General features: G+C 71.5%; 12 protein-coding genes. 9 read left to right on the forward strand and 3 right to left on the reverse strand.

All coding sequences use genetic code 11. The features are described from left to right. The first annotated feature begins 270 nt into the window (after positions 1-270). The 3 genes from MPPM_RS18135 to MPPM_RS18145 all read left to right on the forward strand — a co-directional run bounded on the left by MPPM_RS18135 (position 271) and on the right by MPPM_RS18145 (position 3,138). Complete coding sequence (locus tag MPPM_RS18135) at positions 271-948, forward strand: division plane positioning ATPase MipZ (RefSeq protein ID WP_096487910.1); 678 nt, start codon at positions 271-273, stop codon at positions 946-948. After that, positions 932-1,288 carry a ribbon-helix-helix domain-containing protein gene (locus MPPM_RS18140; RefSeq protein ID WP_096486256.1) on the forward strand — a complete coding sequence of 119 codons (357 nt, stop codon included), beginning with the start codon at positions 932-934 and terminating at the stop codon, positions 1,286-1,288. Before MPPM_RS18135 ends, MPPM_RS18140 begins: the two co-directional genes overlap by 17 nt. 410 nt (positions 1,289-1,698) lie before the next feature. Beyond that, positions 1,699-3,138 (forward strand): septal ring lytic transglycosylase RlpA family protein, encoded by a 1,440-nt coding sequence (locus MPPM_RS18145; RefSeq protein WP_096486257.1) that lies wholly within the window; start codon positions 1,699-1,701, stop codon positions 3,136-3,138. A 51-nt stretch (positions 3,139-3,189) separates the two neighbouring features. Here the strand turns inward: MPPM_RS18145 and MPPM_RS18150 are convergent, their stop codons facing one another. Both MPPM_RS18150 and MPPM_RS18155 read right to left on the reverse strand, forming a co-directional pair. Then, a complete protein-coding gene (locus MPPM_RS18150) occupies positions 3,190-5,091 on the reverse strand; it encodes an aq_1923 C-terminal domain (RefSeq protein ID WP_096486258.1) in 1,902 nt (633 codons plus the stop codon). 138 nt (positions 5,092-5,229) lie between these two features. Beyond that, entirely contained in the window at positions 5,230-5,556 is a 327-nt protein-coding gene (locus tag MPPM_RS18155; protein WP_017486589.1) for a HesB/IscA family protein, read from the reverse strand. A gap of 129 nt (positions 5,557-5,685) precedes the next feature. Between MPPM_RS18155 and MPPM_RS18160 the strand changes: the two genes are divergently transcribed. Further along, complete coding sequence (locus MPPM_RS18160; protein WP_096486259.1) at positions 5,686-6,939, forward strand: deoxyguanosinetriphosphate triphosphohydrolase; 1,254 nt, start codon at positions 5,686-5,688, stop codon at positions 6,937-6,939. Between the two features lie 28 nt (positions 6,940-6,967). Here the strand turns inward: MPPM_RS18160 and MPPM_RS18165 are convergent, their stop codons facing one another. After that, positions 6,968-7,465, reverse strand: a complete 498-nt coding sequence (locus MPPM_RS18165; RefSeq protein ID WP_096486260.1) for a hypothetical protein — start codon at positions 7,463-7,465, stop codon at positions 6,968-6,970. A 143-nt stretch (positions 7,466-7,608) separates the two neighbouring features. Here MPPM_RS18165 and MPPM_RS18170 point away from each other — a divergent pair, with 143 nt between their 5' ends. The 5 genes from MPPM_RS18170 to MPPM_RS18190 all read left to right on the forward strand — a co-directional run bounded on the left by MPPM_RS18170 (position 7,609) and on the right by MPPM_RS18190 (position 13,160). After that, positions 7,609-8,070, forward strand: coding sequence for an acyl-CoA thioesterase (locus MPPM_RS18170; protein ID WP_096486261.1), 462 nt, complete (start codon positions 7,609-7,611; stop codon positions 8,068-8,070). Between the two features lie 91 nt (positions 8,071-8,161). Then, positions 8,162-9,943, forward strand: a complete 1,782-nt coding sequence (gene argS, locus MPPM_RS18175) for an arginine--tRNA ligase (RefSeq protein ID WP_096486262.1) — start codon at positions 8,162-8,164, stop codon at positions 9,941-9,943. A gap of 31 nt (positions 9,944-9,974) precedes the next feature. Next, entirely contained in the window at positions 9,975-11,399 is a 1,425-nt protein-coding gene (locus MPPM_RS18180; protein ID WP_096486263.1) for an SPOR domain-containing protein, read from the forward strand. Positions 11,400-11,686: 287 nt separating this feature from the next. Beyond that, complete coding sequence (gene nagZ / locus MPPM_RS18185) at positions 11,687-12,700, forward strand: beta-N-acetylhexosaminidase (RefSeq protein ID WP_096486264.1); 1,014 nt, start codon at positions 11,687-11,689, stop codon at positions 12,698-12,700. Between the two features lie 166 nt (positions 12,701-12,866). Then, on the forward strand, positions 12,867-13,160 hold the full coding sequence (locus MPPM_RS18190) for a twin-arginine translocase TatA/TatE family subunit (protein ID WP_096486265.1): 294 nt from the start codon (positions 12,867-12,869) through the stop codon (positions 13,158-13,160). Positions 13,161-13,276: the final 116 nt, after the last annotated feature.

Genomic DNA, 13,276 nt, shown 5'->3' on the forward strand with positions numbered 1-13,276 from the left:
CCTGCGGCCGCCCAGGTCATAAATCAATCTGAAGTGAATTTCTTCGGTCGATTCAGCCTTAAGGTATGTTAATCCGACTCGGTTCAACCCGTAAAGGCCTCAGGTCGCAGATACGACAAAACCCAACCTCAGGTGAACACGGTCCTTGGAGGAGCCCCCGCCGTCTTTAACGGGCGGTTAACCATGTTGGGCGACATCCGGGATCTGGGCATCCCGGCATCACAGGACCGGACGGCCCGCAAAGAGCCGAGAACGGTGGGGGTGGCCGGCATGAAAGCGATCACGTTCGTCACGCAGAAGGGAGGCAGCGGCAAGAGCACCTTGTGCATCTCGCTGGCGGTCGCCGCGCAGGAGGCCGGACACACGGTCTGCATCCTGGAGATGGACCGGCAGGCCACGATCACCGACTGGCTCGACCACCGCACCGCCGACGGCCCCGAGGTGGCGCAGATCGACGCCACGCAGATCGACCTCGTGATGGAGCGGCTGGCCGAGTCCGCCTACGACTACGTGTTCATCGACACGCCCGGCGTCGATTCCAACGGCACGCTCTCGGCGATCCGCGCGGCGGATCTGTGCATCATCCCCTGCCGGCCGACCCCCGCCGACCTGCGCGCCTTCAAGCCGACGCTCGCCGCCGTCTACCGCCTGGAGAAGAAGTTCGCCTTCGTCCTGAACCAGACCCCGCCGCGCTCCTACCGCATCCGCGACGCCGCCGACGGGCTCGCGGTGCTCGGCATCCTGCCCGACGTCAACATCGTGGCGCGCAACGACCATCAGGACGCCATCGGCGTCGGCCAGGGCGTCACCGAATTCAATCCGAAGGGTCAGGCCGCCGGCGAGGTGCGCCGGCTGTGGAGCTGGATCGAGCGCCGCATGCAGGCGACGGTGCAGCGGCCGGTCAAGGCAGCGGGCAAGGACGCGAGAAAGCATGTCAAGGCCGCCTAAGCTCGACCTTGCTTCGATCGTCGCCGCCGCCGGTCCGGCCGGCGGACCACGGAAACGGGGAGTTCGCCCGGCCACGAAGGCGAACAAGCCTTCCGGGGCGGAGATCGTCCAGCTCGATCTCGCGGCGCCGGCCCCGCTCTCGGCCCGGGCCGGCACCCTCAAGGAGCGCGCCAAGCAGATGTCGGTCTATCTGGAGCCCCCGGTCTACGACCAGCTTCGGGACCTGGCCTATGCCGAGCGCACCAAGATGCACGCCCTGATGCTCGAAGCGCTCGACCTGCTGTTCAAGCAGCGCGGCGCCCGCTCGATCGAGCAGGTGCTGGGCGAGAGCCCGCGCTGAGCCGTTTTCAGGGATCCGGCGTCGCCTGAAGGCCGGCTCAACGCGGCCTTCACGGTGGCGCGCAAGCCGATGTGAAACCAGTCGTGCTGCCGGCCCAGGCCCGAGGCCCATCGGCCTCTCGTCCGGAGGCTCATGCGGGACGACTGCCGAACGGGACGATGCGGGCCAGCCCGAGGGGCAGGCCGGTCCGGTTTTCTCGCGTTTCCGAAACGACTTGTGGAACCTCGCTCGCGCGACGCGTCCACAAGCGCGCCCACCGGCGCACCGTTCAGCCTTCCTTTACCGCGTCCGGACGATCCTCTGGGGACGGCCGGACGTCGTCCGGGCGCAAGCGTAGCGTGATCCCCTGAGACCCAGCTTTCCGCGGTCTCAAGGGAGCCTGTGGCGTAGGCGGGGAGCGGGCGGGCGACATGACCCATGTCATGCCACGGGATTTGGCGCGGGGCCGAAAGTCCCCGGAGGATCGGACGCGTCGCGCGCGGGCGATCCTGAGGCCGGCCCTGCAGCTCCTGGCGGTCTGCACGGTCGCGCTGACCACCGCCAACTGTGCCAACAATCCGGCCAAGCTCGCGGGCGCCGCCTCGTCGTCGGGCAACGGCGTCGACCCGAAATACGGCGTGAAGGCGAGCCGCCGCCTCTACAACGAGGGCGACGTGATCCCGAAGGGCGGCGGCCGGCGCTTCTCGGGCAAGCCCTACGTGGTGGCGGGCAAGACCTACGTGCCCCGCGAAGATGCCCGCGGCTACGTGCGGGAGGGCCTCGCCTCCTGGTACGGCAGCGCCTTCCACGGCCGCGTCACCGCCAACGGCGAGATCTTCGATCGCCACTCCATCGCCGCCGCGCACCCCACCCTGCCGCTGCCGAGCTATGTCCGGGTGACGAACCTCGACAACGGCCACTCGATGATCCTGCGCGTCAACGACCGCGGGCCCTACCATGCCGGCCGCCTGATGGACGTGTCCGAAGAGGCGGCCCGCGCCCTCGACTTCCACCGCCGGGGCACGGCGCGGGTGCGCGTCGAATATGCCGGCAAGGCCTCGATCGCCGGCAGCGACGACCGGAAGCTGCTCGCGACCCTGCGCACCGACGGCAGCCCCGCCGCGATCGGGCGGGCGCCGGTCATGGTGGCCGATCTCGGCCCCTCCGAACCCGATGCCGCGCCCGAGCGGCTTGAACGCGCCTCCCGCGCGCTCGCCTTCCGCCCGGCCGGCGAGCGCGACGACGAGGCACCGGAGACGGCGAGCCCCGCCGCACGCCCGAGTCGGCCCGCTCCGGTCGTGCTGGCGAGCGCCGCCGTCGCCGTCCCGGCCGCCCTGCAGCCGACCGCCGCCCGCGCCGCCCCCTTCCGCCCGGGCCCGGTGGCGCTCGCCGCCGCCCCGGCCCACTCCGCTCCCTCCAAGCCTGGAGCCGCCGAGCCGCGCCGCATGGTGGCCGAGGCCGACCGCGCCGCCCCGCCGATCCACGGAAGGTTCAAGGAGGCGCCCGTTCCGGCCACACCGACGCGCCTGGCCGCCGCGGCGACCAAGAGAGCGCCCGCTCCGATCCGCGCGGCGCAAGCGGTGCCGACCAGGGCGACCGCGATGAAGGCGGCTGCGCTTCAGCAGGTGGCCGCCGCCAGTGTTCCCAAGGGCGGGTTCAAGCCCGTCAGCCGGGCCGTGGCCGGCGAATCCGCCCCGCGCATGGCGCCGATGCCCGCCACGTCGAAACAGGCGATCGCCAAGCTCGCCGGCGCCACACCAGCGGCGGGCGCGAAATCCGCGGCCAAATCTTCCGGCAAGACGACCGTCGCCCAAGGTCCCGGCTCATCGGGCGGCAAGCCGAAGCGCTCGCAGGTGGCGGCGGCGAACTGACGGCGCGACCTGCGAGCCGGCGTCCGAAGACGGCGGCTCGATCCGACGCGCCTACTCGGCCCTGGCGTTCACATCGAGCTTGTCGAGCACCGCTGCCGGGGTCGGGGCGGTGCTGACATCGACCATGCCGAGACCCTCGCCGCTCTTCGCCTTGGCGCTGATCGAGAGGGTGCCGGGCTTGGCCACGAACTTGCCCATCGCCGCGCCGATCGCCTTGGCGGCCGCCGAGTTGCCGAGGATCACCGGCACGCCGATCACGCTCGCCGTGACATATTCCTTGCGCAGCTCGTCGGGCTTGAGGCTCAGCACCTTCGCCTGGGCGTCGATGAAGCGCTCGAACAGGCCGCCGTTCTCGAGCGTCAGGTCGAGCGCCTTGGCGGTGGCCGAGAGCATGGCGAAACCCGAGACCGCCGCATCCGGATCGAACACTTCGGGGCCGATTCCGCCGAGCGTGGCGTTGAGGTGGAGGCGGCCCATATCCTTGCCGGAGAGCGACAGCTCCCTGAAGCTCAGTTCGCGCTTCTCGCCGTTCCAGGCGGTGTCGGCCGCGGCATCGAGATCGAGGTCGCGGTAGCCGTAGAGGCCGAGCGAGCCGAGACCGGGGACGCCCTCGACGGCGGAGGCCGGCATGGTGAGGCCGGTCAGGCTGAAGCGGGTCTGGGTCGGCACGCCGTCCTGCGGCGGCCCGAAGCTCATGCTGGCGCCGCGCAGACCGATCCGGATCGGCGGGAGCGGAACGAGCTTCGCGGCCTTGAGCGGATCGCCCGAGGCGACCGGCCCGGGCACCGCGCCGACCTGCGCCAGATCGAGCCCGAGATCGGACAGCGTCAGGGTGCCGATGACCGGCGTGAGGCGGCGCAGCTCCGCCTCCTGCAGGTCCGGCGGCGGGGCCGCTCCCTTGGCCGGATTGGTGCCGGCGGGCAGCGGCGCCTGGGAGAGGCGGCGCAGGGCGGCGATCGTCGGTTCCAGGGAGAAGCCGGTGAGGGTGAGGCGCCCGACCTTCCCCTGCGCCTCCTTGGCGCCGAAGCCGATCTCGGCGAGCGTGAGGCCGGCCTCCGTGCCGCCCGCGTAGCTGATGCGGCCGATGCTGAAGGAGAGCGGATCCTCGCCCTTCACCTCCTTCACGGTCAGGTCCGTCGCCTCCAGGCTGCCGACCGAGACCGATTCGGCGAGATCCGCGAGCAGGCCGGCGGCGCGGGCGCGCTTGGCCCGGTCGTCCTCGGCGAGGCCGCCATCGCCCAGAGCCTCCACGGCGCCGCGCCAGGTCGCCGGGGTCTGGCGTCCGGAGAGGTCACGGCCGGTGAGGCGGGCGATCGACACCGTGGTGCCGCGCTCGTCGATGAAGGCGATGGTCTCGACGGAAAGCGACGCGTAGAGGCGCTGGAACGGGCTGCCGGCGGTTCCGGCCTCGCTGTAGAGGCGCGCCAGCGCGGTGAGATCGACCTCCTCGGCGCGGATCCGGCCGTAGCTGCCGCTGCCGGCCTGCGGCGCGCCCTCGACGGAGAGCGTCGCGCCGGCCGCGGTCAGTTCGCTGATGCGCCCCGCCCGGATCGTGCGCGCCGCCACGTCGCGGTAGGTCACGACCTGCCGCTTCTCGCCGTCCCGGCGCTCGACCCTTAATTCCGGCATGGTGAGGCTGCCGGCGTCGAGGCGCTGGAGCCGGGCCGGCCACGCATCCTTGGCCGGCTCCTTCGCATCCTTCGAATCGGCCTTGAGGATCGCGAGCAGGTCGTCACGGGAGAGGCGCGTCCCGCTCACCGTGACCTTCGGCGCGGTGACGAGCGTGTCGCCGAAGGCGAGGCTCACGTTGTCGAGGACGAGATCCTGGACCGCGGAGGCCGCCTCCTGCGCGGCGGCCGGCGCCGACGGCGCGGGCCCGGCCAGCAGCGCCACCGCGCAGGCCGAGGCGAGCAGTGCCCGCGTGAGAACGGGACGGCGCGTCGATGACATCATGGCTGGATCGGATCGCAGGCTGGCGGGTGATCGGGGATGGGCCGTGAGCCCACCATCCCTGCCGGTTTTCCACAGGCGTGGCAATTGCGCCCGCGCCACGGAGCAGACGCTTCGCCGCCGGTGTTCGAGCCCGGCCCCTCAGATCGCGAAGGAGGTGCCGCAACCGCAGGAGGCGGTGGCGAGCGGGTTCTCGATCTTGAAGGACTGGCCGATGAGATCGTTGACGAAATCGATGGTCGCGCCGCCCATATATTCGAGCGAAACGGGGTCGACGAGCACGGTGGCGCCGTCGCGCTCGATCACGATGTCGTCGCCCTCGCGGGCGCTGGTGATGTCGAAGGCGTAGGAGAAACCCGAGCAGCCGCCGCCGTTGACGCTGATGCGCAGCGACGAGCCGGGGGGCTCGGAGCCCATGATCTCGTTGATGCGCTTGGCGGCGCGGGCGGTGAGGATGATATCGGCCATCGTGGTACGGCCCCGTTTGGTGAACCGGTGTCGTGCGGGTCGGGCGCCCGGCGATTGCCGCGGGCGCCACCCCACACAAGATATGGGGCGCGAGGGCCGGCCGCAACGCGGCCAGGAAGGGGACGGGCTGTGCAGGTGCGGCAGAACGGCGAGCGCTGGCGGGCGCCCTACGCCACCGATCCGGCGGCGACCCGCGGGCGTCTGATTCCCGAGGCGTTCTCGCCGACACGCAGCGACTTCCAGCGCGACCGCGACCGGATCATCCACTCCACCGCCTTCCGGCGGCTGAAGCACAAGACGCAGGTCTTCGTCCATCACGAGGGCGACCATTACCGCACCCGGCTCACCCACAGCCTGGAGGTCAGCCAGATCGCCCGGGCGCTCGCCCGCGCACTCGGCCTCGACGAGGATCTCGCGGAGGCGCTGGCGCTCAGCCACGATCTCGGCCACACCTGCTTCGGCCATACCGGCGAGGACGCGCTCCACGCCTGCATGGCCGCTTACGGCGGCTTCGACCACAACGCCCAGGCGCTGCGCATCGTCACCCGGCTGGAGCGGCGCTATGCCGGCTTCGACGGGCTCAACCTGACCTGGGAGACGCTGGAGGGCCTGGTCAAGCACAACGGCCCGCTCCTCGACGCCCGCGGCGCACTGGTCCACCGCTACGCCACTGAGGGCATCCCGGCGGCGGTGCTGGAATACAACGCCAGCAACGACCTCGAACTGTCGCGTTTCGCCGGCCCGGAGGCTCAGGCGGCCGCACTGGCCGACGACATCGCCTACGATGCCCATGACCTCGATGACGGGCTGCGGGCCGGGCTGTTCGACCTCGCCGACCTTGCTGCCGTGCCGTTCCTGAACGGGCTCCTCGCGGAAATCGACGCCCTGCATCCGGGCCTGGAGCCATCGCGAAAGATCCACGAGTTGGCGCGGCGGGTCATCACCCGGTTCGTGGAGGACGTGATCCGCGAGGGCGAGGCGCGCATCGCCGCGCTGGCGCCGGCGAGCGTCGGCGACATCCGCGCCGCGTCCGAACCCGTGATCGCCTTCTCGCCCGCCATCGCGACGGCGGATGCCGACATCAAGCGCTTCCTGTTCGCGCGGATGTACCGCCATCCCGAGGTGATGGCCGTGCGGGCCAAGGCCGCGACCATCGTCGACGACCTGTTCTCGGCCTTCCGCGCCGATCCGGCGCGGATGCCCGCCGAGTGGTCGGAGGGGCTGGAGGGCGCGGGCGAGGCGCGCGTCGCCCGGCGCATCGCCGACTACATCGCCGGCATGACCGACACCTACGCGGTGCTGGAGCACAGCCGCCTGTTTCCGGCGACGCCCGACCTGCACTGGAGCCCGCCGAGCCGGGGCCTGCCGCTGACGGAGCCGTGAGGCGCCGACGGCGGCAGATCCCAGGGTTTCAGTAGCAGACGCAGTTCGAACCAAAGCCTGTGTTGTAGACCGGGGCGTAGCCCGTCGTGACCGGCGCGTAGCCGTAGCCGTAGACGGGCGCCGCGTAGCTGCCGTAACCGTAACCACCGGCCAGCGCGCCGCCGGCCAGTCCGAGGCCCAGCCCGAGCCCGGCGAGGCCGATTCCGGCTCCCGCGAGACCCGGTCCGACACCCCGGCCGTAGCCGTAGCCGCGGCCGTAGACACCGCGCGCGGCGTAGCCGCGATAGCCGTAGCCGCCCCGGAAACCGTAACCACGGTGCCCGAACCCGCCGTGATAACCGCCGCGATAACCGCTGAGGCGGCCGGCATATCCGGGACGTGCGCCGTAGCCGTGACGGGCGTAGCCGCCCTGGTGACGGCCGCCGCCGACATAGCCGCCATGGCCGCCGAAATCGCGGGCCTCGGCCGTTGCGGGCAGGAGGGTCAGGGCGGTAACAGCCGTGGCAGCGAGGGCGAAGGACTTCATGGGGGCCGTCTCCGGAGGGGATCTCACCCTCGACAACGCCGCCTTCGCGACTTGCGTGCAACGCTGCATTCTACCGAGACGACGCCTTGTCCCCGCGCGAACGACACCGCGGGACCCGACCACGACAGCCTGCGGAGGACCGATTGAGCGCCGAACACCGAGCCCCGCGCGAGAGCCGCACCGCCTATCCCCGGCTCGTACCGCTGACGACGCGCTGGGGCGACAACGACGTCTACGGGCATGTCAACAACGTCGTCTACTACGCCTTCTTCGACACGGCGGTGAACGGGATCCTGGTGGAGGCGGGCGCCCTCGACATCGCCCGCTCGCCCGTCATCGGCCTCGTGGTCGAGACGGGCTGCCGCTACTTCGCGCCGGTCTCCTTCCCCGACCGGATCACCGCGGGCGTGCGGGTGGCCCATCTCGGCCGCACCAGCGTGCGCTACGAGATCGCGATCTTTCGCGATGACGAGGCGGAGGCCGTGGCCCAGGGGCACTTCGTCCACGTCACCGTCGACCGGGAGACACGCCGGCCGGCGCCGCTGCCGGAGCGGCTGCGGGCGGTGCTGACGGAACTCGCGGCGGGCGGGGCCGAGGCGCCGTGACACTCCCGCCCGCCATTGCTATGCCGCCCCGACGCCGGCCGCCCGACGCGCGGGCCGGCGGGCGCGCTGAAACGACGAACACCCGAGCCCCATGAACATCTTCGCCCTCTTCGAGACGCGCGTGCGCGAGGCGCTCGAATCGCTCACCCGCTCCGGCCTGCTGCCGGAGGGCCTCGACCTGTCGCGGGTCGTGGTCGAGCCGCCGCGCGACCCCTCGCACGGGGATCTGGCCACCAACGCCGCCCTGGTGCTGGCGAAGGAGGCCCGGCAGAACCCCAAGGCGCTCGGCGAGGCGCTGGCAGGCGAACTGCGCGCCGATCCCCGCATCGTCGAGGCGAGCGTGGCCGGCCCCGGCTTCATCAACCTGCGGCTCGCGCCGGAGGTTTTTCACGAGGTGATCCGTGCAGCGCTCCGCGAGGGCGAGGCGTTCGGGCGCGGAAACATGCCGGGCGGGCCGGTCAACATCGAGTACGTCTCGGCCAACCCCACCGGGCCGATGCATGTCGGCCACGGCCGCGGCGCGGTGTTCGGCGACGCGCTCGCGAACCTGCTCGCCGCCGCCGGCCGGCCGGTGACGCGCGAGTACTACATCAACGATGCCGGCGCGCAGGTCGATGTGCTCGCCCGCTCCGCCTTCCTGCGCTACCGCGAGGCGCTCGGCGAGACGATCACGATCCCCGAGGGCCTCTATCCCGGCGACTACCTCAAGCCGGTGGGCGCGAAGCTCGCGGACATCCATGGCCGGGCGCTGCTCGACAAGACCGAGCAGGAATGGCTGCCGCTGGTGCGCCGCTTCGCCATCGACGCGATGATGGACACGATCCGCGAGGATCTCGCGGCGATCGGCATCCGCCACGACGTGTTCTTCTCGGAGGCCACCCTCCAGGGCGAGAACGGCGGGCAAGGGGGCGGCCAAGGGGGCAACCGCGTCGCGGAACTGCTCGCCGCCCTGCGTGAGAAGGGCCTCGTCTACGAGGGGCGCCTGCCGCCGCCCAAGGGGCAGCTGCCCGAGGATTGGGAGGACCGGGAGCAGACCCTGTTCCGCTCGACCCAGTTCGGCGACGATGTCGACCGGCCGCTGCTGAAGTCCGACGGCTCCTACACCTACTTCGCCTCCGACATCGCCTATCACCGCGACAAGTGGCTGCGCGGCGCCAACGAGCTCATCGACGTGCTCGGCGCCGACCACGGCGGCTACGTCAAGCGCATGCAGGCGGCGGTGAAGGCGGTCAGCGACGGGCAGGCCCGGCTCGACGTCAAGCTCTGCCAGCTGGTCCGTCTCCTGCGCGCCGGCGAGCCGGTGAAGATGTCCAAGCGCGCCGGCGAGTTCGTGACCCTGCGCGACGTCATCGACGAGGTCGGGCGCGACGCGATCCGCTTCATGATGCTCTACCGCAAGAACGACGCGACGCTGGATTTCGACCTCGCCAAGGTCGTGGAGCAGTCGAAGGACAACCCGGTCTTCTACGTGCAGTACGGGCATGCCCGCCGCTTCTCGGTGCTGCGGCAGGCCCGCGAGGCGCTGCCCGGCGAGGATTTTTCGCGCGAGGCGCTTCTGGCCGACGCGGACCTTTCGGTTCTCACCGATCCCGGCGAGATCGAGATGATGCGTCTGATTGCCCAATATCCGCGGGTGCTCGAATCGGCGGCTGCGGCGCACGAACCACACCGGATCGCGTTCTACCTCTATGAAACGGCCAGCTCGCTTCATAGTTTCTGGAACAAGGGCAAAGACTTGCCGCAATTACGGATTGTTAATCCAACCGACAGAAACTCCACTCGGGCTCGCTTGGCCCTCGTCGAGGCCCTAGGCGGCGTTCTTGCCTCCGGTCTCGCGGTTTTGGGCGTCTCCGCACCCGACGAGATGCGGTGACCAGGCACGGTGCTGTTGAGAGGATGAGGCCATGACGGGACACGCTTCGCGCGCGACGGTCGATTTCGATGCCTTCGAGCGCGAGCTGCGTCAGACGTCGCAGGAGGCGGTCCGGGCGAAGGCGCCGCAGGTCGCCCCCAAGGGCGACCCGCTCGCCGAGCTCGCCCGCATCGTCGGGCAGGACGATCCCTTCCGCGCCCTGCTGGAGGCGCGGGAGAAGAATGCCGGCCAGGACGCGCCGGCGCCCGCAGCCCCCGCGGCGCGGGCCCCCGAGACGGGCCGGCCGGCGCGGGTCGAGCCGACCTTCGTCGATGCCCCTCTTCCCAGCTCGGCCCACGGTCCGATGCAGGGTCAGCCCCAGAGCCCGGCGGACGCCTTCGACCAGTATCTCGCCTCCGTCGAGCAGGGCATGTACGCCGACGGTCCGACCGATCCGGCCGCCTTCGCCCAGGCCGACAAGGGCTACCGGACCGGCCGCGCGGAGGCCCCGCGCGCCCGCAACCGCCTCGTCCAGGTCGGGGCCGGCCTCGCGGTGGTGGCGGTCTGCGTCGGCGGCGCGCTGGCCTGGCGCGGCACCCACGGCGTCGGCGGCGGCGGCCCGATCACCGTGCTCGCCGACAAGACCCCGCTGAAGGTGCAGCCGACGGCCACCGACGGCGTCGAGATTCCCGATCAGAACAAGCAGATCTACGACCGCAACGCCAAGGACGGTCAGATCAAGATCGTCAACCGCGAGGAGCAGCCCCTCGACGTCAACCAGGCCGCCCGCACCGCCGCCGCGCGCAGCGAGGGCACGGAGCCGGGGCAGGGCGGGGCAACGCCCGGCCAGGGCGGCATGCTGTCCGACACGTTCGGGGAGCCGCGCCGGGTGCGTACCGTTTCGGTCAAGCCGGATACGCCGGTCCTTCAGCCCCCGGCCGAGACGGCCCAGGCTCATGCCCAGGCCCCGTCCTCGCCGATCCCGACCATGACGATGCCCGACGCCTCCGGCGGCACCACGACACCCGCTGCGGAAGCACGGCGCCCCACCTCGCCGCCCTCGCGCACCCTGGCCTCGAATCCGGCCCCGGCGGCGACCACGCCCGTGGCCGAGGAGCCGCCGGCCGCACCCGCCGCGCGTCCGAAGGCGCCGCAGCGCCTCGCCTCCGTCTCGCCGGAGACCACCGCCAGCACGACCGAGCCGGCCGCCGCCTCCGCCTCGCTCACCGCGCCGGTCAGCGGCTACTCGGTGCAGCTCGGCGTGCGCGGCAGCGAGAGCGAGGCTCGGGCCGCCTTCCGCGAGATGCAGGGCAAGTACAGCCAGCTCGCCGGCAAGCCCGAGCTGATCCGGCAGGCCGAGGTCAACGGCAAGACCCTGTTCCGCGTCCGCGTCGGGCCGCTGGCCAAGAACGAAGCCTCCAGCCTGTGCAGCGCGCTCCAGGGCGCGGGCGGCCAGTGCTTCGTCGCCAAGAACTGAGGCGACAAGAACTAGGCGCCAAACCCCGCGCCTGAAACCGCATCGGCCAGTCGGTCGCCCTGACGGGCATCCCGAGCGACGCGCCGACCCGGCCCCGTCGCGCCCCTGGATCGCTTCGGCTGACGGCTCGCAATGACGGCTCGGGTCACCGGCGCGTCATTCCGAGCGGAGGCGAAGCGATCCAGGGGCGCGACGGCAATCCGTCTTGCACCGGCATCGGCGAGAAGCCGGAGTCACGGCCGACGGCAGATACCCCACCGCCACTTCCAGCCCAGGACGCCGGTCCCATGACCTCAGCCAGCACGCCCCGCGCCGTCATCCTCGGCTGTTCCGGCACGGCGCTGTCGGCCGAGGAGACCGCCTTCTTCCGCGACCTGCGGCCCTGGGGCTTCATCCTGTTCAAGCGCAACATCGGCACCCCCGACGCGGTGCGCGCGCTGACCGCCTCGCTGCGCGAGACGGTCGGGCGGGCGGACGCGCCGATCCTGATCGACCAGGAGGGCGGGCGGGTGCAGCGCATGGGCCCGCCGCACTGGCCGAAATACCCCGCCGGCGGACGCTTCGATGCCCTCGGGGAAGCGGCCGCGGACATCGCCCGGCTCGGCGCCCGGCTGATGGCGCACGACCTCACCGACGTCGGCATCACGGTCGATTGCGCGCCGATGCTCGACGTCCCCGTGGCGGGCTCCGACAACATCATCGGCGACCGCGCCTACGGCGATACGCCGGAGCGGGTGATCGAGCTCGGCCGCGCCGTGGCCGAAGGTCTGATGGCGGGCGGCGTGCTGCCGGTAATCAAGCACATTCCCGGTCACGGCCGGGCGACCTGCGACAGCCATCTCGACCTGCCCGTGGTCGCGGCCGACCGGGCGAGCCTGGCGAACAGCGACTTCCGGCCGTTCCGGGCGCTCGCCGACCTGCCGCTCGCCATGAGCGCCCACGTCGTTTTCGAGAGCCTCGATCCGGAGCGGCCCGCCACCCTGTCGGAGCGCGTGATCGGCGAGATCGTGCGCGGCGAGATCGGCTTCGACGGCCTGCTGATGACCGACGACCTGTCGATGCAGGCGCTCCAGGGGCCATTTCGCGAGCGGGCGGAAGCGGCGTACCGCGCCGGCATCGACGTGGTGCTCCATTGCAATGGACGCATGGACGAGATGCGGGCGGTGGCCGAGGCGACGCCCGATCTCGCGGGAGAGGGCGCGCGCCGCGCCGAGGCCGCGCTCGCCCGCCGCGCGGCGCCGGACGCTCTCGACATCGCCGAGGCCCGCGCCCGTTTCGATGTGGCCTTCCCGTCCGCCTGACGGCCCGCCCGACAACGAGGCGAAGTGCGACAAAGAAGGGCAAGGGCTGCGCGGCCTTTGCCCGCTTGTGCGCCCTGCGCTGCTTGTGTTCGCGCCACTCGATCCCTAGGTTCGCCCCAATTCAAGTGGAGGCGCCGCCGGAGTTGGTGCGGCGCAGGAGGTTGCCATGGGCAGCATGAGTGTCTGGCACTGGGTCATCGTTGCGGTCGTCGTCATGCTGCTGTTCGGCCGCGGCAAGGTGTCGGAGCTGATGGGCGACGTCGCCAAGGGCATCAAGGCCTTCAAGAAGGGCATGGCCGACGACGAGACCCAGCCGAACCAGACGGTGAACACCACCACGCCGGTGGGTCCGAACGATCCGGTGCGCACGCTGCCGCACCAGGGCGCGCCGGGCACCCCCCCCCCGCAGCAGGCTCATGTTCAACCCGGCGTGCCGGCGGGCGACCACAAGGCCGTCTGAATAACGGGTTTGTCGGGCTGAAACGGCGGTCGGGCACGGTTGAAGATCGGCTCCGGGCAGGATAGCGCGGGCCGCGCGCCCGTCCTCATCAGGCGCGGCCCCGCGGGACGGACGAC

It is taken from the genome of Methylorubrum populi (assembly GCF_002355515.1).
Taxonomy (GTDB): domain Bacteria; phylum Pseudomonadota; class Alphaproteobacteria; order Rhizobiales; family Beijerinckiaceae; genus Methylobacterium; species Methylobacterium populi_A.

Coding starts and splice junctions, on each gene's coding strand:
- MPPM_RS18135 (WP_096487910.1), top strand. CDS start 271: ATGAAAGCGATCACGTTCGTCACGCAGAAGGGAGGCAGCGGCAAGAGC.
- MPPM_RS18140 (WP_096486256.1), top strand. CDS start 932: ATGTCAAGGCCGCCTAAGCTCGACCTTGCTTCGATCGTCGCCGCCGCC.
- MPPM_RS18145 (WP_096486257.1), top strand. CDS start 1,699: ATGACCCATGTCATGCCACGGGATTTGGCGCGGGGCCGAAAGTCCCCG.
- MPPM_RS18150 (WP_096486258.1), bottom strand. CDS start 5,091: ATGATGTCATCGACGCGCCGTCCCGTTCTCACGCGGGCACTGCTCGCC.
- MPPM_RS18155 (WP_017486589.1), bottom strand. CDS start 5,556: ATGGCCGATATCATCCTCACCGCCCGCGCCGCCAAGCGCATCAACGAG.
- MPPM_RS18165 (WP_096486260.1), bottom strand. CDS start 7,465: ATGAAGTCCTTCGCCCTCGCTGCCACGGCTGTTACCGCCCTGACCCTC.
- argS (WP_096486262.1), top strand. CDS start 8,162: ATGAACATCTTCGCCCTCTTCGAGACGCGCGTGCGCGAGGCGCTCGAA.
- MPPM_RS18180 (WP_096486263.1), top strand. CDS start 9,975: ATGACGGGACACGCTTCGCGCGCGACGGTCGATTTCGATGCCTTCGAG.
- nagZ (WP_096486264.1), top strand. CDS start 11,687: ATGACCTCAGCCAGCACGCCCCGCGCCGTCATCCTCGGCTGTTCCGGC.
- MPPM_RS18190 (WP_096486265.1), top strand. CDS start 12,867: ATGGGCAGCATGAGTGTCTGGCACTGGGTCATCGTTGCGGTCGTCGTC.